At 67.5% G+C, this 20,010-nt stretch carries 21 protein-coding genes and 1 pseudogene; 13 read left to right on the top strand and 9 right to left on the bottom strand.

From position 1 onward, the window contains the following. From AWC03_RS23645 to AWC03_RS23625, 5 genes and pseudogenes are all read left to right on the top strand, one after another. Positions 1 to 105, top strand: a pseudogene (locus AWC03_RS23645) (4-hydroxy-2-oxovalerate aldolase); the annotation flags it as partial. A 53-nt stretch (positions 106 to 158) separates the two neighbouring features. Beyond that, on the top strand, positions 159 to 461 hold the full coding sequence (locus AWC03_RS23640; RefSeq protein ID WP_085243106.1) for a hypothetical protein: 303 nt from the start codon (positions 159 to 161) through the stop codon (positions 459 to 461). Positions 462 to 549: 88 nt separating this feature from the next. Then, entirely contained in the window at positions 550 to 1,689 is a 1,140-nt protein-coding gene (locus AWC03_RS23635) for a hypothetical protein (protein ID WP_085243105.1), read from the top strand. Beyond that, positions 1,686 to 2,468 carry an SDR family oxidoreductase gene (locus AWC03_RS23630; RefSeq protein WP_085243104.1) on the top strand — a complete coding sequence of 261 codons (783 nt, stop codon included), beginning with the start codon at positions 1,686 to 1,688 and terminating at the stop codon, positions 2,466 to 2,468. Before AWC03_RS23635 ends, AWC03_RS23630 begins: the two co-directional genes overlap by 4 nt. After that, a complete protein-coding gene (locus tag AWC03_RS23625) occupies positions 2,468 to 3,613 on the top strand; it encodes a sulfotransferase family protein (RefSeq protein ID WP_085243103.1) in 1,146 nt (381 codons plus the stop codon). The genes AWC03_RS23630 and AWC03_RS23625 overlap by 1 nt, the downstream gene beginning before the upstream one ends. A gap of 1 nt (position 3,614) precedes the next feature. Here AWC03_RS23625 and AWC03_RS23620 read toward each other — a convergent pair whose 3' ends face one another. Then, on the bottom strand, positions 3,615 to 4,067 hold the full coding sequence (locus tag AWC03_RS23620) for a hypothetical protein (protein ID WP_085243102.1): 453 nt from the start codon (positions 4,065 to 4,067) through the stop codon (positions 3,615 to 3,617). Between the two features lie 5 nt (positions 4,068 to 4,072). After that, on the bottom strand, positions 4,073 to 5,230 hold the full coding sequence (locus AWC03_RS23615) for a 3-ketosteroid-9-alpha-monooxygenase, oxygenase component (RefSeq protein ID WP_085243101.1): 1,158 nt from the start codon (positions 5,228 to 5,230) through the stop codon (positions 4,073 to 4,075). Positions 5,231 to 5,356: 126 nt separating this feature from the next. Between AWC03_RS23615 and AWC03_RS23610 the strand changes: the two genes are divergently transcribed. Continuing rightward, positions 5,357 to 5,881 carry a gamma carbonic anhydrase family protein gene (locus AWC03_RS23610; protein WP_085243100.1) on the top strand — a complete coding sequence of 175 codons (525 nt, stop codon included), beginning with the start codon at positions 5,357 to 5,359 and terminating at the stop codon, positions 5,879 to 5,881. Here AWC03_RS23610 and AWC03_RS23605 read toward each other — a convergent pair. The 4 genes from AWC03_RS23605 to AWC03_RS23590 are packed head-to-tail and all read right to left on the bottom strand — an operon-like array spanning position 5,878 to position 9,556. Then, on the bottom strand, positions 5,878 to 6,285 hold the full coding sequence (locus AWC03_RS23605) for a nuclear transport factor 2 family protein (RefSeq protein WP_085243099.1): 408 nt from the start codon (positions 6,283 to 6,285) through the stop codon (positions 5,878 to 5,880). The two genes, AWC03_RS23610 and AWC03_RS23605, sit on opposite strands and share 4 nt — an antisense overlap. Then, complete coding sequence (locus tag AWC03_RS23600) at positions 6,282 to 7,481, bottom strand: thiolase domain-containing protein (RefSeq protein WP_085243098.1); 1,200 nt, start codon at positions 7,479 to 7,481, stop codon at positions 6,282 to 6,284. The genes AWC03_RS23605 and AWC03_RS23600 overlap by 4 nt, the downstream gene beginning before the upstream one ends. Beyond that, the gene (locus tag AWC03_RS23595; RefSeq protein WP_085243097.1) at positions 7,481 to 8,545 is read right to left on the bottom strand and encodes a thiolase domain-containing protein; all 1,065 of its coding nucleotides are present in this window, start codon (positions 8,543 to 8,545) and stop codon (positions 7,481 to 7,483) included. Before AWC03_RS23595 ends, AWC03_RS23600 begins: the two co-directional genes overlap by 1 nt. 15 nt (positions 8,546 to 8,560) lie before the next feature. Then, a complete protein-coding gene (locus tag AWC03_RS23590) occupies positions 8,561 to 9,556 on the bottom strand; it encodes a Zn-ribbon domain-containing OB-fold protein (protein WP_085243096.1) in 996 nt (331 codons plus the stop codon). 66 nt (positions 9,557 to 9,622) lie between these two features. Between AWC03_RS23590 and AWC03_RS23585 the strand changes: the two genes are divergently transcribed. Genes AWC03_RS23585 through AWC03_RS23575 form a run of 3 tightly spaced genes read left to right on the top strand, consistent with a single transcriptional unit; the run spans position 9,623 to position 12,616 of the window. Further along, a complete protein-coding gene (locus AWC03_RS23585; RefSeq protein WP_085243095.1) occupies positions 9,623 to 10,654 on the top strand; it encodes an LLM class F420-dependent oxidoreductase in 1,032 nt (343 codons plus the stop codon). Positions 10,655 to 10,697: 43 nt separating this feature from the next. Continuing rightward, positions 10,698 to 11,414, top strand: a complete 717-nt coding sequence (locus AWC03_RS23580) for an acetoacetate decarboxylase family protein (protein WP_085243094.1) — start codon at positions 10,698 to 10,700, stop codon at positions 11,412 to 11,414. A gap of 11 nt (positions 11,415 to 11,425) precedes the next feature. Further along, complete coding sequence (locus AWC03_RS23575; RefSeq protein WP_169716547.1) at positions 11,426 to 12,616, top strand: cytochrome P450; 1,191 nt, start codon at positions 11,426 to 11,428, stop codon at positions 12,614 to 12,616. Between the two features lie 63 nt (positions 12,617 to 12,679). On the opposite strand, the gene AWC03_RS23570 is transcribed toward AWC03_RS23575, so the two are convergent. Both AWC03_RS23570 and AWC03_RS23565 read right to left on the bottom strand, forming a co-directional pair. Next, positions 12,680 to 13,519 (bottom strand): hypothetical protein, encoded by an 840-nt coding sequence (locus tag AWC03_RS23570; protein ID WP_085243092.1) that lies wholly within the window; start codon positions 13,517 to 13,519, stop codon positions 12,680 to 12,682. A 101-nt stretch (positions 13,520 to 13,620) separates the two neighbouring features. After that, positions 13,621 to 14,463: a crotonase/enoyl-CoA hydratase family protein gene (locus AWC03_RS23565; RefSeq protein ID WP_090418608.1), complete on the bottom strand. Its 843-nt coding sequence runs from the start codon at positions 14,461 to 14,463 to the stop codon at positions 13,621 to 13,623. A 34-nt stretch (positions 14,464 to 14,497) separates the two neighbouring features. Between AWC03_RS23565 and AWC03_RS23560 the strand changes: the two genes are divergently transcribed. From AWC03_RS23560 to AWC03_RS23545, 4 genes are read left to right on the top strand one after another with little or no spacing between them, the layout of a single operon-like run. Further along, positions 14,498 to 16,138, top strand: a complete 1,641-nt coding sequence (locus AWC03_RS23560) for an acyl-CoA synthetase (RefSeq protein ID WP_085243090.1) — start codon at positions 14,498 to 14,500, stop codon at positions 16,136 to 16,138. Then, complete coding sequence (locus AWC03_RS23555) at positions 16,135 to 16,902, top strand: fructosamine kinase family protein (protein ID WP_085243089.1); 768 nt, start codon at positions 16,135 to 16,137, stop codon at positions 16,900 to 16,902. Before AWC03_RS23560 ends, AWC03_RS23555 begins: the two co-directional genes overlap by 4 nt. 23 nt (positions 16,903 to 16,925) lie before the next feature. Beyond that, positions 16,926 to 17,750, top strand: coding sequence for an amidohydrolase family protein (locus tag AWC03_RS23550; RefSeq protein ID WP_085243088.1), 825 nt, complete (start codon positions 16,926 to 16,928; stop codon positions 17,748 to 17,750). Beyond that, positions 17,747 to 19,297 carry an acetolactate synthase large subunit gene (locus tag AWC03_RS23545; protein WP_085243087.1) on the top strand — a complete coding sequence of 517 codons (1,551 nt, stop codon included), beginning with the start codon at positions 17,747 to 17,749 and terminating at the stop codon, positions 19,295 to 19,297. The genes AWC03_RS23550 and AWC03_RS23545 overlap by 4 nt, the downstream gene beginning before the upstream one ends. Here AWC03_RS23545 and AWC03_RS23540 read toward each other — a convergent pair. Then, positions 19,283 to 19,996, bottom strand: coding sequence for a serine hydrolase (locus AWC03_RS23540; protein ID WP_085243086.1), 714 nt, complete (start codon positions 19,994 to 19,996; stop codon positions 19,283 to 19,285). The two genes, AWC03_RS23545 and AWC03_RS23540, sit on opposite strands and share 15 nt — an antisense overlap. Positions 19,997 to 20,010: the final 14 nt, after the last annotated feature.

The following is a 20,010-nucleotide window of genomic DNA, read 5'->3' as shown; positions in this document are numbered from 1 at the left end:
CGCGCCGGCCAGCGCAAACTCATCGGCGGCCAAGAAGACCAACTCATCGACATCGCCCTCGAAATCAAACGCGAGCAAGAAAGCGGTACGGCTGCCGCCAAGTAGCCGTCCTCTGCACGCACAGGCGGCGCAAAGGAACCGCGAGTAGCCTGGCGCGCATGAGCACGACAGACAAGACAGTCGGTCCTCGCCGGGGACGGTACGGCCTGCTCGCCGGGGGACTACTCACCGCCATCGCCGCGACGATGATCGCACTGCCAACGGCCAGCGCCGCTCCCCAGTGCGATCAGGACGTGGGTGCATCCATCAACTCCTACCTGCAGCGGCATCCGGACCTCCATGCGCAGCTGCAGGCCAGGTCCGAGGCGGAGGGTGGCGGTCCCAACGTGATCGACTACCTGAACCGGCATCCCGACGTACGTCAGCACCTCATCGACCTATCTCACTCCTGCCCGCCCTAGCGAGCCGGCCTCGTCCTCGAACGCTGTACCCGACGCGCGGGAACGTTCGCCATTGACGAAAAAGTAGAACACGTTCTAGCGTCTATGCGTGTCCACAGATTCTTTTTCAGGCCCGCTCACTTCTGCGATCGCCGAAGCCGAGAAGCTCGTCGCCGACGCGCCGTTCATCGAGACCGAAGCCGACCTGCTCGAAGGGCTGCAGTATCTGGCCGGCTGCGTCTCAGCCTGCATCCACCTCGCCGTCGATTACGACCGCGATCACCCGTTCCTGCAGTCGGGGACCGGGCCGTTCACCAAGATGGGCCTGGACAACCCCGACACCCTGTATTTCGGCACCCGCGTGCACGCCAACCACGAGTACGTCGTCACCGGCCGGCGCGGGACCACGACCGACCTGAGCTTCCAGCTCCTCGGCGGCGAGTACACCGACGACTTCGTGCCCGTCAGCCAGGCCGCGTTCGACGACCGGGAACTCGAGATCGCACCCGACGGCAGCTTCGAGTGGCGGGTGACGCCCACCAGCCCCGGGCAGCTGGTGATCCGCGAGGTCTACGGCGACTGGGCGGCGCAGCGCGGCACGCTGGCCATCGCGCGGACGGACACCGCGGGCACCGCGCCGCCGCCGTTGACCCGCGCGCTCATCGAAAAGCGTTACGCCACAGCGGGAAAGCAGCTCGTCCAGCGGGTGAAAACCTGGCTGCAATTCCCGCAATGGTTCTATCTCGACCTTCCGGTCAACACCCTGACGGCGCCGCGCCTGACCCCGGGCGGACTGGCCACCCAGTACTCGTCGGTCGGGCACTTCGACCTGCGACCGGATCAGGCGCTGGTGATCACCATCCCGGTCTCCGACGCACCCTACCTCGGCTTCCAGCTTGGCAGCCTGTGGTACATCTCGCTGGACTACATCAACCACCAGACCTCGCTGAACAACACTCAGGCGCAGGCGGATCCGGACGGCAAGGTGCGCATCGTGGTCGCCGACCAGAACCCGGGCGTGACCAACTGGGTCGAGACCCTGAACCACCGGCGCGGCTTCCTGCAGTTCCGCTGGCAGCGCGTGTCGCGTGAGCTCTCCGAGGCCGACGGTCCCACCGTCGAGGTCGTCGACCTCGACAAGGTAGCCGCCGCGTTGCCGTATTTCGAACACAACAAGATCTCCGAGGACGACTGGCGCGCCCGAATTGCGCTGCGCCACCAACAAATTCAGGCAAGGATGCTGGGATGACGAAGCTGCTCGATGGCAAGGTAGTGGTGATCAGCGGCGTCGGCCCCGGTCTGGGCACGACGCTGGCGCACCGGTGCACTCGAGAGGGGGCCGATCTGGTGCTGGCCGCCCGCACCCCGGAGCGTCTCGACGACGTCGCCAAGCAGATCGCCGACCTCGGCGGCCGGGCGACGACGGTGCGCACCGACATCACCGAAGACGACCAGGTGAGCAACCTCGTCGACGCCACGATGGAGGCCTACGGCAAGGTCGACGTGCTGATCAACAACGCGTTTCGGGTGCCGTCGCTGAAACCATTCTCGGGCACCAGCTTTCAGCACATTCGCGACGCGATCGAACTCAGCGCGCTGGGCGCACTGCGGCTGATCCAGGGCTTCACGCCGGCGCTGGCCGAGTCGAAGGGCTCGATCGTCAACGTCAACTCCATGGTGCTCCGGCATTCGCAGGCGAAGTACGGCGCCTACAAGATGGCGAAGTCCGCGCTGCTGTCCATGTCGCATTCGCTGGCCACCGAACTGGGCGAGCAGGGGATCCGCGTCAATTCCGTTGCCCCGGGCTATATCTGGGGTGACACCCTGCAGGGCTACTTCAACCACCAGGCCGGCAAGTACGGCACCACGGCCGAGCAGATCTACGCCGCCACCGCGGCCAACTCCGACCTGAAGCGCCTGCCCACCGAGGACGAGGTGGCCTCGGCGATCCTCTTCCTGGCCAGCGACCTGTCCAGCGGCATCACCGGGCAGACGCTCGACGTCAACTGCGGGGAGTACCACAACTGATGTCCGACCGCACCGATATCGGCACCGTCGACGAGCTGCACGCGTCGGCCACCAAGGTGACCGGGCTCGACGACTTCGGGTCCAACGACGACAACTATCTCGAAGCGCTGGAGGTGCTGCTGGACTCCTACCGGCGCGAAGCCGGCCTTACGGTGTTGGGCAGCAAGATGAATCGGTTCTTCCTGCGCGGCGCGCTGGTGGCCAGGCTGCTGTCCGAGTCGTCGTGGAAGCAGTACCCGCAGCACGCCGACGTGGTGATCGAGCGCCCGATTTTCGTCACCGGCCTGGTGCGCACCGGGACGACCGCGCTGCACCGGCTGCTGGGCGCCGATCCCGCACATCAGGGCCTGCACATGTGGCTGGCCGAGTTCCCGCAGCCGCGTCCGCCGCGCGAAACCTGGGATTCGCATCCGCTTTACCGCCAACTCGACGCGCAGTTCAACCAGCACCACCAGGACAATCCGGGCTACACCGGCCTGCATTTCATGGCGGCCTACGAGCTCGAGGAATGCTGGCAGCTGCTGCGCCAGTCGCTGCATTCGGTGTCCTACGAGTCGCTGGCACACGTCCCCACCTACGCGCATTGGCTGTCCGAACAGGACTGGACGCCGTCCTATCGACGGCACCGCAAGAACCTTCAGCTCATCGGCCTCAATGACACCGAAAAGCGTTGGGTGTTGAAGAATCCCAGCCATCTGTTCGCGTTGGACGCGTTGATGGCGACCTATCCCGACGCGCTGGTGATTCAGACGCACCGGCCGGTCGAGACGATCATGGCGTCGATGTGCTCGCTTGCCCAGCACACCGCCGAGGGATGGTCGACGACGTTCGACGGGGCCCAGATCGGTGCTGACGCAATGGACACCTGGTCGCGGGGGCTGGAGCGGTTCAACACCGCCCGCGCCAAGTACTCGCCGTCCCAGTTCTACGACGTCGACTACACGGACCTGATCGCCGATCCGATCGGCACGGTAACCGACATCTACCGGCACTTCGGTTTGGCGCTGACCGACGAGGCGCGCGCGGCGATGGAAAAGACGCACGCCGCGAGCCAGTCCGGCGAGCGGGCGCCGAAACACCGTTATTCGCTGGCCGACTACGGGCTGACCGTGGAAACGGTCAAGGAGCGCTTCGCCGGGCTGTAGATCAGTCGTCCCCGGGCGCCGGATCGCCCAGATAGCCTTCGGCGACCGCGTGCTCGATGCTGTCGCTCAGCTTGGGGCACGAGCGGGTGCGTGCGGTGTCGCCGCCGGAGTTGCGCACCTCGGTGAAATGCGCGCAGCGCTGCCACGCTTCGGTGTTCCATTGCACCGCGGTGTGACCCGGGCCGAGCCTGCGCACGGTGACGGTGACGTGGCAGAACCGGCAGTCCACCGGCATCAGCCCGGAGTTGAGGTAGCGCTCTCGGTCGGCCCGGCTGGCCTCGGCGACGGCCGCGGCGCGCTGCGGATCGTTGGTGAAATCGCGTGACTTCGACCATGATCCGGAGCCGCCGTCGCGGGCCGGCCTGTCTTCGTGGTCGTGCCCGTCGCCGTGCAGCAACAACATCGACCGAGCGAGCCGATCGACGTCAGGAACTGCCGGCTGATCGTCGGGCATGGGCGTCAGTGTTGTTCCGCGGGAACGTCTTCGGTCTCCCTGGCCTTGAGATTCTCTGCGACCTCGGCGTTCCAGTACTCGTTGGCGCGGGTGGTGTCCACCTCGATCTCGAAGCGTTCCACCATTTCCGGCTGGATGTCGGCAACGTCGACGTAGAACTGCTGGTACCAGCGGCGCAACTGATAGACGGCGCCGTCCTCTTCGACCAGCAGGGGGTTGTCGATGCGGGTTTTGTGCTTCCAGATCTCGACGTCCTGCAGGAAGCCCTTGCTGACGCCTTCGGTGAACACCCGCGAGAGCTTGTCGGTCATCGCCTCGTCCATGCCCTTGGGCTTTTCGACGATGACACCCCACTGCAGCACGAAGGAGTTCTGCGTCACCGGGTAGTGGCAGTTGATCAGGATCGACTCCGCCTTGTAGCCGCCGTAGCTGTTGTGCAGCCAGTTGATCATGAACGACGGACCGAAGTAGGACGCCTCGGAGTCAAGGTGCGCCTCGCCGTAGGAGGTGCCCAGGTCGTTGACGTCCGGCCGGCCCACGTTGTGCAGGTACTGCGACGCGATGTGGCCCTCGAAAACGTTCTTGAAGTAAGTGGGCAGACCGAAATGGATGTAGAAGAAGTGCGCCATGTCGGTGACGTTGTCGATGATGTCGCGGCAGTTCGACCCCTCGATGAGGATGCGGTTCCACCGCCACTCGGTCCACTCGTCGCTGTGCGCTTCGGGGATGTCCGGAATCCGGACCGCGGGGTCCGGCGGATTCTGTTCGTGATCGTGCCAGACGAAGAGCAGGCCGCCGCGCACATCGGTCGTCCAGGAGCGGGTGCGCGCCGTCTTGGGTGTGCGCTTGGCGTACGGCACCAGCTTGCAGCGGCCGTCACCGCCCCAGCGCCAGTCGTGGAACGGGCAGGCCACCTCGTCGCCCTTGATGGTGCCCTCCGACAGGTCACCGCCCATGTGCCGGCAGTAGCCGTCCAGCACCTTCAGCTCGCCCTGAGAGTCGGCGAACACCACCAGCTTGGTGCCGAACGCCTCGACCGAGTGCGGCTTGCCGTCCTGGAAGTCCTTCGCGACGCCCAGGCAGTGCCAGCCGCGGGCATACCTCGTCGGCAGCGCGCCCGGATCGATCTCCCGGATGCCGACCGCTTTGGTGTCGGTACTCACCTGTCACCTCCAAGTCGCGAGCCCTCTAACTAGAACACGTTACAGTTTTGCGGCGGGGGCGCGCAATGACGGCGAGTCTGGCTGCGGTTTCCCGCGGCGGATGCGCGCGCGGGGTATATCTAGACGATGCCGCTGTTTGCTTTCGAGGGGCGGGCGCCGCGGGTCGATCCCACCGCGTTTGTAGCCCCCACCGCCACCCTGATCGGCGACGTTGTCGTCGAGGCCGGTGCCTCGGTGTGGTTCAACACCGTGCTGCGCGGCGATTACGGCCCCATCGTGGTGCGGGAGGGCGCCAACGTTCAGGACGGATCGGTGTTGCACGCGCCGCCCGGCATCCCGGTCGACATCGGCCCCGGCGCCACGGTGGCGCACCTGTGCTGCATTCACGGGGCGCACGTCGGGTCGGAGGCCCTGATCGCCAACCATGCCACCGTCCTCGACGGCGCGGTGATCGGCGCGCGCAGCCTGATCGCGGCCCACTCGCTGGTGACGGCCGGCACTCAGATCCCGGCCGGCATGCTGGCGGTCGGCGCGCCGGCGCAGATCAAGGGTCCGGTCGCGGGAACGGGCGCGGAAATGTGGGTCAAGCTGAACCCACAGGCGTACCGCGAACTGGCTCAGCGGCACCTGGCCGGACTCGAGCCGCTCTAGACCTTCCGGGCCGACGCTGCCGCGCGGTCCATCTCCCAGTACGCGCGCAGGGCGGTCAGCTTGCCCTCGTCGTCGGCCTTGTATGTGAAGACGCCCTCCGCGGTCACCTGGTAGTCGCCATGGGTGATGAGGATGTGCCCGACGTTGGCTTCCTCGTTGCCGCACTGGTAGGTGTCGCGGAAGACGAACTCGATCCTCGCGGTGGGGGCGATCGCCTTGTCCCAGAACGCCGAAATCGCGTCGCGCCCCCGGTGGCCCCTGCCCTCCGGGTCGAAGGCCGACGGCCCGATCGGGTCCTCCACGATCGCGTCGTCGGCGAACACCGCCAGCCACGCGTCTTTGTCCCTGGCGATGACCGCCTCGCGCGAGCGCCGACCGGCCTCGTGCGCGGGATGCTCGCTCACGCGCCCACTTTCTCCGGCGTGGGCTTGTCCGCGCCGACCACCCACATGGAGTAGTACTGCGAGCCGCCACCGTAGGCGTGCCCCAGGGCCTTGCGCGCGTTGGGCACCTGGTGATCCCCACCCTTGCCCATCACCTGAATGGCCGCCTCGGCGAACCGGATCAGGCCCGAGGCGCCGATCGGGTTCGACGACAGCACACCGCCCGACGGGTTGACCGGCAGCCTACCGCCGATCGCCGTCTCGCCGGCTTCGGTGAGCTTCCAGCCCTCGCCCTCGGGCGCAAAACCGAGGTTTTCCAACCACATCGGCTCGAACCACGAGAACGGCACGTAGATCTCGGCGGCGTCGATCTCGTCGATCGGGCTGGTGATCCCGGCCGCCTTCCACAGCGCGGCGGCCGCGTCGCGCCCGGCCTGCGGGCTGACCTGGTCGCGGCCGGAGAACTGCAGCGGCTCGGTGCGCAGCGCGGTCGCATGGATCCAGGCGACCGGATTCCCTTGTGCCAGGCGGGCTTCGGCGGCCTCTTCATTGCCGATCACGACCGCGGCGGCGCCGTCGGACGACGGGCAGGTCTCGTCATAGCGGATCGGGTCCCACAGCATCGGCGACTGCATCACCTTCTCGACGGTGATGTCGGGCTGGTGCAGATGGGCCAACGGATTGCGGGCCCCATTGAGCCGATCCTTGACCGCCACTATGGCGCCGATGTTCAACGGTGCACCCGAACGGCGGATGTAGGACCGCACGTGTGGCGCGAAATACCCGCCCGCCCCGGCGCCGACCGGCTTGATGAAAGGGATCGGAATCGACAACGCCCACATGGCGTTTGACTCCGACTGCTTCTCCCAGGCCATCGCCAGCACGCGGCGGTACTTGCCGGACTGCACGAGGCTGGCGGCCACCACCCCGGTGGAACCGCCGACCGAACCCGCGGTGTGCACCCGGATCAGCGGCTTGCCAGTGGCTCCCATGGCGTCCGCCATGAACAGCTCGGGCATCATGACGCCCTCGAAGAAATCGGGCGCCTTGCCGACGACGACGGCGTCGATGTCGTCGAAGGTGGAACCGGAGTCGGCCAGCGCGCGGTCAATCGCCTCGCGCACCAGGCCGTTCATCGAGACGTCTTGTCGCTTCGCGACGTACTTCGTTTGTCCGGTACCGAGTACCGCGGCGAGGTTGGGCCCTGCACCGGCCATCAGTTCTTTCCTTCCATGACCGCGACCAGGTTCTGTTGCAACGCGGGTCCGCTGGTGGCGTGCGCGAGCACCCGCTCAGCCGACCCGTCCCAGATATGTTGCGCCGCAAAGCCGATGCGCTCCAGGCCCGCGACGAACATGGGGTTGGCGGCCAGCGCGCCGCCCGACGGATTCACTTTCGTCGGCCCTGGTATCCGGATGGCGTCCGCGATGATCAGGTGCTGGTGGGTGAAGGGCGCGCAGATCTCGGCCACGTCCAGCTTGTCGGTCCTGCCACCGGTGGCCGCCAGGACCGCCGCCTTGGTCGAAACGGACTCGGTGAGGTCGCGCGCACCCAGCGACGGCGTTTCGATACGGTGCTCGATTCCCGTGATCCAGGCGGGGTTTTCGCGCAGCTCGTTCGCCCGCTCGCCCGCCGCGAGCACAATGGCGGCGGCACCGTCGGTGATCGGCGCGATGTCGTGGCGCCGCAGGGGCTCAGCGAAGAACGGCCTGTCAAGCAATTCCTCGATGCTGATCGCCGGCTCCACGGAGTCCACCCGGCGGGCATTCGCGAAGGAGTCGAACGCGACACGCGCCATCTGCTCTTCGGTCCACTTCCCGGAGTCGAGCCCCATGCGCGCCTGCAGCCCGGCCATGGACACCGAGTCCGGCCACAACGGGGCCACGGTGTACGGGTCGGTCTGCCGCGACAGGATCTGCCGCAGGATCCCGGCCGAGGACTTGCCGAAGCCGTACACCAGCGCGGTGTCGACCTCACCGGTCAGCAGCTTGATGTAGGCCTCGTAGAGGGCCCAGGCCGCGTCCATCTCGACGTGCGACTCGTTGATCGGTGGCACGGCGCCGATCGAGTCGATCGCCGAGATGAACGAAAACGCCCGCCCGGCGAGGTAGTCCGACGATCCCGAGCACCAGAAGCCGATGTCGGCCTTGGTGATGCCGAGGTCCTCGTAGAGCTGGGCGAAGCACGGCATCAACATCTCGACGCCGTTGGTGGTGCCGTCGGTGCGGCGGACGTGTGGGGCGTGGGCGAAGCCGACGACCGCGACGTTGCGAGCGCTCATTTACAGGTAGGCCCTTTACAGGTGGTGCTTGTAGGTGTCGTACTCGGCGTCGGTTTCCCCGGTCGGCCGGAAGTACTCGATGTTGTCGATGCCGAAGCCCCACTCCTCGCGAGGTTTCCACACCGCCTCGACGCGCATGCCCATCCGCACCTCGTGCGCGTCGATGTCCGCGACCAGATGCAAGAAGGGGATGTCGGCCCCGTCGAGCAGCACGTAGGCCGCGACGTACGGCGGCTTGATGCGCTGGCCCTGGAACGGGATGTTGATGATCGCGAACGTCGTCACAGTGCCCTTGTCCGGCAACTCGACGAATTCGGTGGTGGGCTGGCCGGTGGCCGGGTCCGCGCCGTGGGGCGGGAAGTAGACCTTCCCGTTCTTGCCCGTGCGCGCGCCCAGCAGCTTGCCCTGCGCGATGGCGCGCAGGTACGCGCTTTCCTCGTGCGACGCGGTGTGCTGAATCGTCAGCGAGATCGGCGTGACGATCATGGTCACCGGGTCTTGTTCTCCCGCCGCCTGTTCGGACACGGGTTCGGCGTCCTGGCCCAGGGCGAAGTGGGCGATGTCGGTGATGGCGCCCACCGGCTCGTCGGCCCAGTGCACGTGCACCCGGGACCCGGTCTTGATGGCCTTGGGCTCACCGGCGTCGACGGCGTGCATCATCGGGGTGTCCGCGCCGTCGAGCTTGATCAGCGCCCAGGCGAACGGGCGGTCCAGCGGCTGGCCCTCCAACGGCTCCGGTTGCCACGTCCAGGACACCACCGTGCCGACGCTGGACACCGGTACCATCTCGCCCAGCGGCTCATAGGTGACCGGGTCATATTCCACCGGCGGTACGTGCACCCGGCCATCGGATCCGCGCACCCCGAGGATGTGGCGCTCACGCAGTGCAGTGAAGAACTTGCTTAGCGTGGGGCCCACCGAACGGGTGTAGTCGAAAGACAACGTCAGTGGCGCGGAGAGCGGTGGCTCAGGGTGATCCGTCAAGGTCGGGCTGCTCGAGCTGGCTGTCACGCCATCGAGTAGAACAGGTTCTAAGAACGGTTTCAACATCGGGTCGGCCGGAAGGGTTCAGTGACTATGAAGCTGGGGTTGCAGCTCGGGTATTGGGGCGCTCAGCCGCCGGAGAATCACGCGGAGCTCGTCGCTGCGGCCGAGGAGGCCGGGTTCGACGCGGTCTTCACCGCCGAGGCGTGGGGGTCGGACGCCTACACGCCGCTGGCCTGGCTGGGCGCGTCGACGCGCCGGCTCCGGCTGGGCACCTCGGTGATCCAGCTGTCCGCGCGCACCCCGACCGCCACCGCGATGGCCGCGCTCACGCTCGACCACCTGTCCAAGGGTCGACACATCCTCGGGCTCGGCGTCTCCGGCCCACAGGTGGTGGAGGGCTGGTACGGGCGGCCGTTCCCCAAGCCGCTGGCCCGCACCCGCGAATACATCGACATCATGCGACAGGTGTGGGCCCGCGAGAAGCCGGTGACCAGCGACGGGCCGCACTACCCGCTGCCGCTGACCGGGGAGGGGACGACGGGACTGGGCAAGGCGCTCAAGCCCATCACCCACCCGCTGCGGCCCGACATCCCGATCATGCTGGGCGCCGAGGGGCCGAAGAACGTGGCGCTGGCCGCCGAGATCTGCGACGGCTGGCTGCCCATCTTCTACACGCCGCGGATGGCCGACACCTACAACGAATGGCTCGACGAGGGGTTCGCCCGGCCCGGGGCGCGGCGCAGCCGCGAGAACTTCGAGATCTGCGCGACCGCGAACATCGTCATCACCGACGACCGCGCCGCCGCGTTCGCGGCCATGAAGCCCTATTTGGCCCTCTACATGGGCGGCATGGGCGCCGAGGACACCAACTTCCACGCCGACGTGTACCGCCGGATGGGCTACGCGGAGGTGGTCGACGACGTGACCAAGCTGTTCCGCAGCAACCAGAAGGACAAGGCCGCGTCGATCATCCCCGACGAGGTCGTCGACGACGCCGCGATCGTCGGTGACATCAACTACGTCCGTGAGCAGGTCAAGGTCTGGGAAGCCGCCGGCGTGACCATGATGGTCGTCAACGGACGCAACGAGGCGCAGATCAGGGAGCTCGCCACGCTCGTCTAGCCGATCCTTGCCATCGGATTAGAACGCGTTCTAGATTGACCGGATGACAGCCTCGCAGCACACCATCGCGGGCACGGTACTGACGATGCCGGTGAAGATCCGCAAGGCAAACCAGCACATGGCGATGTTCTCGGTCGACGCCGATGCCGCGCAGCAGATGATCGACTACAGCGGGCTGCGGGTCTGCCGCTACCTTCCCGGCCGCGCGATCGTGGTCCTGATGCTGATGCACTACATCGACGGCGACCTGGGCGAGTACCACGAGTTCGGCACCAGCGTGATGGTCAACCCGCCCGGCTCGAACGCAAGCGGGCCGCGCGCCCTGCAGTCGGCCGGCGCCTTCATCCACCACCTTCCCGTCGACCAGGCGTTCACCCTGGAAGCGGGGACCACGATCTGGGGCTACCCCAAGGTGATGGGCGAGTTCACCGTGTCCGAAGGCCGCCGGTTCTCCTTCGACCTCAGCATCGACGGCCAACCGGTGATCGGCATGGAGTTTCGCCGCGGCCTGCCGTTCCGGCTGACCCCGCGCCGGCAATCCCAGCGCACTTACTCCCACCGCGACGGAATCACCCGCGAAACCGCCTTCGAACACACCCTGGACGGCGTGCGCACCCGATTCGGCGGCGTGAGCGTTCGGCTCGGTGATCATCCGTATTCGAAAGAGCTTGCGGCGCTGGGGCTTCCAAAACGTGCCTTGATGTCCAGCTCGGTCGACCACGTCCAAATGTCCTTCGGTGATGCCCAGGAGATCTCATGACCACCAGCGAGTTGAAGACCAAACCAGACGTCGACCTCACCGACGGCACCTTCTACGCCGGTGACTCCCGGCCCGTCTACAAGTGGATGCGAGAGAACGAGCCGGTCTTTCGGGATCGCAACGGATTAGCCGCCGCCTCGACGTACCAGGCGGTGATCGACGCCGAGCGCAACCCCGAACTGTTCTCCAACGCCGGCGGCATCCGCCCCGACCAACCGGGTGTCGAGATGATGATCGAGATGGACGATCCGCAACATCTGTTGCGCCGCAAGCTCGTCAACTCCGGCTTCACCCGCAAGCGCGTCAAAGACCTGGAATCCAAGATCGTTTCGCTGTGCGACACGCTGATCGACGCGGTGTGCGAACGCGGCGAGTGCGACTTCGTCTGGGACCTGGCGGCGCCACTGCCGATGGCCGTCATCGGCGACATGCTCGGCGTGCGGCCGGAAGAGCGCACGATGTTCCTCAAGTGGTCCGACGACCTGGTCGGCGCATTGAGCAGCACCGCGGCCGAAGCGGACGTCCAGGTCACCATGGATGCCTTCGCGGCCTACAGCCAATACATGATGGGGATGATCGAGGCCCGCAAGTCCGAACCGACCGATGACCTGGTCAGCGTCCTGGTGCACGCGGAGGTCGAGGGCTCACGGCTCGAGGATCACCAGATCGTCACCGAGGTCCTGCTGCTGTTGATCGGCGGCGACGAGACGACGCGCCACACGCTGTCCGGCGGGACGCGCCAAGTTCTGCTGCACCCCGACCAGCACCTGCGCCTGGCGGCCGACCTGAGCCTGCTGCCCAACGCGATCGAGGAGATGCTGCGCTGGACCGCGCCGGTGAAGAACATGGCGCGCACCATCACGGCCGACACCGAATTCCACGGCACCCAGCTGCACCAGGGCGAAAAGATGATCCTGCTGTTCGAGTCGGCGAACTTCGACGAGAAGGTCTTCGACGACCCGGAAAGCTTCAACATCGAGCGCTACCCGAACAACCACCTGGCCTTCGGCTTCGGGACGCACTTCTGCCTCGGCAACCAGCTCGCCCGGCTGGAGCTGTCGATCATGCAGACGCGTCTGCTGCAACGGCTGCCCGACATGCGGCTGGCGTCGGACGCCGACCTGCCCCTGCGGCCGGCCAACTTCGTGTCCGGCCTGGAGAAGATGCCGGTGGCGTTCACGCCGAGCGCGCCGCTGGGGTGACGGGTTTTCTCCCCGCCGAACGTGCACACAGGGCGAGGAATCGACCAAATTGCGTGCGTGAGTTCACGTTCGGCGAGTCCACGCCGCGGCCAGTCGCGCCAGGATGCCGCCCCGCGTGTGGTCGGCCGTGACGCGGATGGTGATCCAACCCATGGTGTCCAGGGCTTCATAGCGCTCGATATCCCTGCGCAGTTGCCGACGATCGGTCCGATGGTGGTCACCCTCGTACTCGAGGGCGATCTTGAGATCCTCCCAACCGAGGTCGACAACCGCGACAAGCTCGCCATATCCGCCGTAGACGGGGATCTGGGTCTGCGGCGGAGGGTATCCGGCCGCGATGACCATGAGTCGCAGCCAGGTCTCCCGGGGTGACTGCGCGCCGGCATCGACAAGTGCGAGCGCGCGCCTGGCTCGGCGGATGTTCCGGTGGCCTTTATAGCGTTCCGCAACCAATTCCGCATCGGCGACCTTCAGTCGGGTTGCCCGAGCCAGGGCATCGATAGCAGCGACAGCACTCCCGACTGGATTGCGACAGGCCAGGTCGAATGCTGTGCGCGCCGGGTTCGTCGTCAGCACGTCGGCGATCACTTGAGTCTCATCGTGCGCGATGGTGTCCGACCAGGTGCGGATGCCGGTCGGGGGGCGACGGTGTTCGTAGAGCAATTGCGCCGGCGCGCGGTGATCCACCCATTTGGCGCCGTGGAGCGCCGATGCGGAATGTCCCGCGACGACCCCGCGGCGCCGGGACCACAGCCAGGCGGCACGAGCGCGCGTCACAGCGGTCAAGTCCTCGTCGCGCGGGACGTAGACGTTCGGATGGATTGCGACGAACCTGCGTCGCAGCGCATGCCGCGTCACAGCGCCCACCGCGAGCGCTTCGCTGCCGATGAACGGTTCTTCCACGCGGGCAGTGTGTCTCAGGCCACCGACAGCCGCGCCGAGCGTGAAGCCAGGGACGAAATTTGGGCGAAATCTCGCCGTCAGTTCACGTTCGACGCAAAACGCTATCGGTTCTGGAAGTTGGGCTTGCGCTTCTCGGCGAACGCCCGCGGGCCTTCCTTGGCGTCGTCGGACAGGAAGACCTTGATGCCGATCTGGGTGTCGATCTTGAACGCTTCGTTCTCGTGCATGCCCTCGGTCTCGCGGATCGCCCGCAGGATGGCCTGCACGGCTAAAGGTCCGTTATTGGTGATCACCTCTGCGATCTCCAGCGCCTTGGCGAGCGCCTGCCCGTCGGGCACCACATGCCCGATCAACCCCATCTCCTTGGCCTCGGCGGCGGTGATGTGCCGCCCCGTCAGCAGGAGGTCACACGCGACCGTGTAGGGGATCTGCCGCACCAGCCGCACGGCCGACCCGCCCATCGGGTACAGGCTCCACTTGGCCTCCGAGATGCCGAACTTGGCGCTCTCGCCCGCGACGCGGATGTCGGTGCCCTGCAGGATCTCGGTGCCACCGGCGATCGCGGGTCCCTCGACGGCCGCGATGAGGGGTTTCGTGAGTCTGCGGCCCTTCAGCAGCGCATCGATGCGCGACGGGTCGTAGCTGCCGTCCTTGAACGATTCGCCCGGCGGCTTCTTGGTTGCTGCCTTGAGGTCCATGCCGGCGCAGAAGTAGCCACCCGCGCCGGTCAGGATGCAGCAGCGGATGTCCGGGTCGTTGTCGACGCGGTCCCAGGCCTGCACCATGATTTCCATCATCTCGGTGCTCAGGGCGTTGCGGGCGTGCGGCCGGTTCAGCGTGACGATGAGCGTGTGACCACGCTGTTCCACCAGCGCGTCGGGTCCGGTCTGTTCGTTTGCTGGCGCCTCCACCACGGCTACCGCCTTTCGCACGACAATGGGCATGAGCTTGTCAAGAAATGTAACACGTTCTAATTTGGTGGCCGTGGCCCTGAATATTGCCGATCTCGCAGAGCACGCCATCGACGCTGTGCCGGACCGTGTCGCCCTGATCTGCGGCGACGAGAAGCTGACCTACGCCCAGCTGGAGGAGAAGGCCAACCGCCTGGCTCACTACCTGATCGACCAGGGGGTGAAAAAGGACGACAAGGTCGGGCTGTACTGCCGCAACCGCATCGAGATCGTCATCGCGATGCTCGGCATCGTCAAGGCGGGCGCCATCCTGGTGAACGTCAACTACCGCTACGTCGAGGGCGAGCTCCGCTACCTGTTCGACAACTCCGACATGGTCGCCCTGGTCCACGAACGCCAGTACTCCGACCGGGTCGCCAACGTGCTGCCGGACACTCCCAACGTCAAGACGATCCTGGTCATCGAGGACGGCTCCGACAGCGACTACCAGCGCTACGGCGGCGTGGAGTTCTACTCGGCGATCGCGCAGGGCTCGCCCGAGCGCGACTTCGGCGACCGCAGCGAGGACGACATCTACCTGCTCTACACGGGCGGTACCACCGGCTTCCCGAAGGGCGTGATGTGGCGCCATGAGGACATCTACCGGGTGCTCTTCGGCGGAACCGACTTCGCCACAGGGCAATTCGTCGAGGACGAGTACGACCTGGCCAAGGCCGCCGCCGCCAACCCGCCGATGGTCCGCTACCCGATTCCGCCGATGATCCACGGCGCCACCCAGTCGGCCACCTGGATGTCGATCTTTTCGGGCCAAACCACCGTGCTGGCACCGGAATTCAACGCCGAAGAGGTATGGCGCACCATCCACCAGCACAAGGTGAACCTGCTGTTCTTCACCGGCGACGCGATGGCGCGCCCGCTGCTCGACGCGCTCGACACGGACCACGACTACGACCTGTCCTCGCTGTTCCTGCTCGCCAGCACGGCCGCGCTGTTCTCGCCGAGCATCAAGGAGAAGCTGCTCGAGTTGCTGCCCAACCGGGTCATCACCGACTCGATCGGCTCCTCGGAGACCGGCTTCGGCGGCACCAGCATCGTCGCGAAGGACGCGCCGCACGGTGGCGGCCCACGCGTGACCATCGACCACCGCACGGTCGTGCTCGACGAGGAGGGCAACGAGGTCAAGCCCGGCTCCGGGGTGCGCGGCTTCATCGCCAAGAAGGGCAACATCCCGGTCGGCTACTACAAGGACGAGAAGAAGACCGCCGAGACGTTCAAGACCATCAACGGGGTGCGCTACGCGATCCCGGGCGACTGGGCCCTCGTCGAGGAGGACGGCAGCGTGACGATGCTGGGCCGCGGCTCGGTGTCGATCAACAGCGGCGGCGAGAAGATCTACCCCGAAGAGGTCGAGGCGGCGCTCAAGGGCCACCCCGACGTCTTCGACGCCCTGGTGGTCGGCGTGCCCGACCCCCGCTACGGGCAACACGTCGCCGCCGTCGTCGCACCCCGGCCCGGGGCGCGCCCGACACTGGCGGAGCTCGACCGCTTCGTGCGCTCCGAGATCGCGGGTTACAAAGTGCCGCGTAGCCTTTGGCTGGTCGATGAGGTGAAGCGCTCGCCGGCGGGCAAACCGGACTACCGCTGGGCCAAGGAGCAGACCGAGGCGCGACCGGCCGACGACGTGCACGCCGCTCACGCGACCGCTTGAGCGACTTCGTCAAGCAGCACCCCGGCGCGCCCAGCGGTTACTTCGCGTGGGAAGCCGCCGGATTGCGATGGCTGGGCGGCGTCGCCGGCGGCGTGCCGTGCGCGCGGGTGGTGTCCGTCGACGCGACGAGCCTGACGCTGGGGCGGCTTGGTTCGGTGACACCGACCCCCGACGCGGCGCACGCGTTCGGCGGTCGGCTCGCCGTCACCCACGACGCAGGAGCGCCGGCGTTCGGCGCGGGGCCCGACGGATGGGAGGGGCCCGGTTTCTTCGGGCCGCTGTCGCAGCCGCTGCCGATGTCGCTGCGGCGGCACGGCCGCTGGGGCGAGTTCTACGCCGAGGAGCGGCTGGTTCCGATGGCCGACCTCGCGGCGGAGCGGCTCGACGCCGCCACCCGCGACGCGATCGATGCCGTCGTAGCGCGTTGCCGGGCGGGCGACTTCGACGACGATGACGGGCCCGCGCGGCTGCACGGCGATCTGTGGAGCGGCAACGTGATGTGGACTCCCGACGGGGTGGTGCTGATCGACCCGGCCGCGCATGCCGGCCACCGCGAGACCGACCTGGCGATGCTGGCGCTGTTCGGCTGCCCGCACTACGACGCCGTCGTCGACGGGTATCAGCGGGTGCGGCCGCTGAAACCGGGTTGGCGCAATCGGATCGGGTTGCACCAACTCTTCCCGCTGCTGGCGCACGTCGTGCTGTTCGGCGGCGGGTACGCGCAGCAGACGCAGGCGGCCGCCCGCGCGGCACTGGCCGCGTAACGCCCGTCTACTGTTGGATCTCGATGACGGTCGATGTGTGGATGCAGCATCCGACTGCGCGGTTCCTGCGCAGCGACATGCTGGCGTCGCTGCGCCGCTGGACCGGCGATTCCATCCCGGACGCCGACGTGCCGATCGAGGCGAGCATCGCGACGATGGACGCCGCCGACGTCCGCTTCGGCCTGCTCAGCGCGTGGCGCGGCCCCACCGGCCAGGATCTGATCTCCAACGACGAGGTCGCCGAGTGGATCGCCCTGCATCCGAAGCGGTTTGGCGGGCTGGCCACGGTCGACCTCGATCGCCCGATGGAAGCGGTTCGCGAACTGCGCCGGCGCGTTCGCGAGGGATTCCTGGGCCTGCGGGTGGTGCCGTGGTTGTGGAACGCGCCGCCCACCGATCGCCGCTACTACCCGCTGTTCGCCGAATGCGTGGAGCTGGGCGTGCCGTTTTGCACCCAGGTGGGACACACCGGCCCGCTGCGGCCCTCGGAGACCGGCCGCCCGATTCCCTACATCGACCAGGTCGCCCTCGACTTCCCCGAGTTGGCGATCGTGTGCGGTCACGTCGGTTATCCCTGGACCGAGGAGATGGTCGCCGTCGCCCGCAAGCATCCCAACGTCTACGTCGACACGTCCGCCTACACGTTGCGGCGGTTGCCACCGGAGCTGGTGCGGTTCATGAAAACCGGCACCGGGCAGCGCAAAGTCTTGTTCGGCACCAACTACCCGATGATGACCCACGCGCACGCCCTGGCCGGGCTGGCCGAACTCGGCCTGACCGACGAGGGCCGCCGAGACTTCTTGCACGCCAACGCCGAACGCGTTTTCAAACTGGAGGCAATCACGTGAACGGTGCCCAGGCCCTGATCAACACCCTGGTCGACGGCGGAGTCGACGTGTGCTTCGCCAACCCGGGCACCTCGGAGATGCACTTCGTGGCCGCACTGGATACCGTCCCGCGGATGCGCGGCGTGCTGGCCCTGTTCGAGGGTGTCGCGACCGGCGCGGCCGACGGCTACGCGCGGATCGCCGGGCGGCCGGCGGCGGTGCTGCTCCACCTGGGGCCCGGCCTGGGCAACGGCCTGGCGAACCTGCACAACGCCCGGCGCGCTCAGGTGCCGATGGTGGTGGTCGTCGGTGACCACGCCACGTATCACAAGAAGTACGACGCCCCACTGGAATCGGACATCGATGCGCTGGCCGGTACGGTATCGGGGTGGGTGCGACGCACCGAACACACCGCAGACGTCGCGTCCGACGCCGCCGAGGCGATCGCCGCCAGCCGTGCGGGCTCGCAGATCGCGACGCTGATCCTGCCCGCCGACGTGTCCTGGTCCGACGGGGCGCAACCCGCCGGTACCGTGCCCGCGGAACCCGCGGGGGCCGAGCCGCGGTTGGCGTTCGAGGTGATCGAGGTGCTGCGCTCGGGCGAACCCGCGGTGCTCATGATCGGCGGTGACGCGACTCGCGGTCCGGGTCTTGCCGCCGCCGTTCGGATCGCGCAGGCCACCGGGGCCCGGGTGCTGTGCGAGACGTTCCCGACGCGGCTGGAGCGGGGCGCGGGCGTCCCCGCCGTCGAGCGGCTGGCCTATTTCGCCGAGGCCGCCACCGCCCAGCTGGACGGCGCCAAGCATCTGCTGCTGGCGGGCGCCAAGTCGCCGGTGTCGTTCTTCGCCTACCCGAACATGCCCAGCGACCTCGTCCCGGCCGGCTGCGAGGTGCATCTGCTCGCCGGGCACAGCGGCGCCGCCGAGGCGCTCGTCGCGGTGGCCGACGAGTTGGCGCCGGGAACGGTTGCGCCCGTGGCGGATGCCGCACGGCCGCAGCTGCCGACGGGGGCCTTGACGTCCGCGTCGGCGGCCGACGTGGTGGGGGCGCTGCTGCCGGAACGGGCGATCGTGGTCGACGAGTCGAACACCTCCGGTGTGCTGCTGGCCCAGGCCACGGCGGGGGCGCCGGCCCACGACTGGCTGACCCTGACCGGCGGGGCGATAGGGTACGGCATCCCGGCCGCCGTGGGCGCCGCCGTGGCCGCCCCCGACCGCCCGGTGCTCTGCCTGGAATCCGACGGGTCGGCGATGTACACGATCTCGGGATTGTGGACTCAGGCGCGGGAGAACCTCAACGTGACCACAGTGATCTACGACAACAGCGCCTACGACATCCTGCGGATCGAGCTGGCGCGGGTGGGCGCGGGATCGGCGCCCGGGCCCAAGGCCCTCGACCTACTCGACTTGTCCCGCCCCGCCATGGATTTCGTCAAGATCAGCGAGGGCATGGGAGTACCGGCCCGCCGGGTCACCACCGCCGAGGAACTCGCCGACGCACTGCGTCACGCCTTGAACGAACCGGGCCCGCACCTCATCGACGCCGTGGTGCCGTCAATAACGGGCTAGACCGGGAAGCCGGCTGAGGACCCACTCCGACATCGCGTTGAGGACGTCGACGCCGGTCTCCAACACGCCGTCGTGGACCTTGGCCGCCAGGGCCACGCCCCACTGTCCCGACGGCGTGGGCACGATCCCGAACTGACGCACCAGGTAGTCACCGTGCATGCCGGGCCCCCAACCGCCCTTGGCCGCAAACCCTTTGGCGGCCAGCCCCCAGCGATGGCCGCGGGTGAGCCCCTGCATCAGATCGATGACGTCGGCGGAACCGGGGATGGAAGGCAGCTCGGCGGCGAACCGGGCTTGCCGCTGCAGAGTCCACTGGGTCTGGCCGAACGCGGTATAGCCACGCCGCAGCCGACGCGATTCGACGACGGTGGCGGTGTCGCCGCCCTCGGCGATCACCTGCTGCACCCGCCGGGCCGCTTCCGCCGGATCGCCCAGGTGCGCCCACATCTGCTCGGAAGCGCGGTTGTCGGATTCCGTGATGGCTTTGACGGCGAGGTCCTTGGCGCGCAGCCAATCGCTGCGCAGCGCGGCGATCGCCAGCGGCACCTTGATGGTCGACCATGCGACGCCGGACCACCATCGGCCGAGTGAGTAGGTGCGATCGGGTCGGGCGATCGCGACGCCCACATCGGCCGGTACCGCGACGGACAGCTGTTCGAAGCTCGCTTCGAGCGCGGTCTCCAGGGGCCGGGAAGTCATGCGCTGATCGGACC

The sequence above is a fragment of the Mycobacterium europaeum genome (genome assembly GCF_002102155.1).
GTDB lineage: Bacteria > Actinomycetota > Actinomycetes > Mycobacteriales > Mycobacteriaceae > Mycobacterium > Mycobacterium europaeum.
The sequence above is the reverse complement of the archived record's forward strand: the minus strand, read 5'-3'. Positions and strand labels throughout refer to the sequence as shown.

What these genes read in the sequence shown, in the direction of transcription:
- AWC03_RS23620 (WP_085243102.1), bottom strand. Translation starts at nt 4,067, where the DNA reads ATGCCCGACGATCAGCCGGCAGTTCCTGACGTCGATCGGCTCGCTCGG.
- AWC03_RS23550 (WP_085243088.1), top strand. Translation starts at nt 16,926, where the DNA reads ATGACGGTCGATGTGTGGATGCAGCATCCGACTGCGCGGTTCCTGCGC.
- AWC03_RS23580 (WP_085243094.1), top strand. Translation starts at nt 10,698, where the DNA reads ATGACAGCCTCGCAGCACACCATCGCGGGCACGGTACTGACGATGCCG.
- AWC03_RS23600 (WP_085243098.1), bottom strand. Translation starts at nt 7,481, where the DNA reads ATGGCCGGTGCAGGGCCCAACCTCGCCGCGGTACTCGGTACCGGACAA.
- AWC03_RS23540 (WP_085243086.1), bottom strand. Translation starts at nt 19,996, where the DNA reads ATGACTTCCCGGCCCCTGGAGACCGCGCTCGAAGCGAGCTTCGAACAG.
- AWC03_RS23610 (WP_085243100.1), top strand. Translation starts at nt 5,357, where the DNA reads ATGCCGCTGTTTGCTTTCGAGGGGCGGGCGCCGCGGGTCGATCCCACC.
- AWC03_RS23595 (WP_085243097.1), bottom strand. Translation starts at nt 8,545, where the DNA reads ATGAGCGCTCGCAACGTCGCGGTCGTCGGCTTCGCCCACGCCCCACAC.
- AWC03_RS23565 (WP_090418608.1), bottom strand. Translation starts at nt 14,463, where the DNA reads ATGCCCATTGTCGTGCGAAAGGCGGTAGCCGTGGTGGAGGCGCCAGCA.
- AWC03_RS23625 (WP_085243103.1), top strand. Translation starts at nt 2,468, where the DNA reads ATGTCCGACCGCACCGATATCGGCACCGTCGACGAGCTGCACGCGTCG.
- AWC03_RS23640 (WP_085243106.1), top strand. Translation starts at nt 159, where the DNA reads ATGAGCACGACAGACAAGACAGTCGGTCCTCGCCGGGGACGGTACGGC.
- AWC03_RS23585 (WP_085243095.1), top strand. Translation starts at nt 9,623, where the DNA reads ATGAAGCTGGGGTTGCAGCTCGGGTATTGGGGCGCTCAGCCGCCGGAG.
- AWC03_RS23630 (WP_085243104.1), top strand. Translation starts at nt 1,686, where the DNA reads ATGACGAAGCTGCTCGATGGCAAGGTAGTGGTGATCAGCGGCGTCGGC.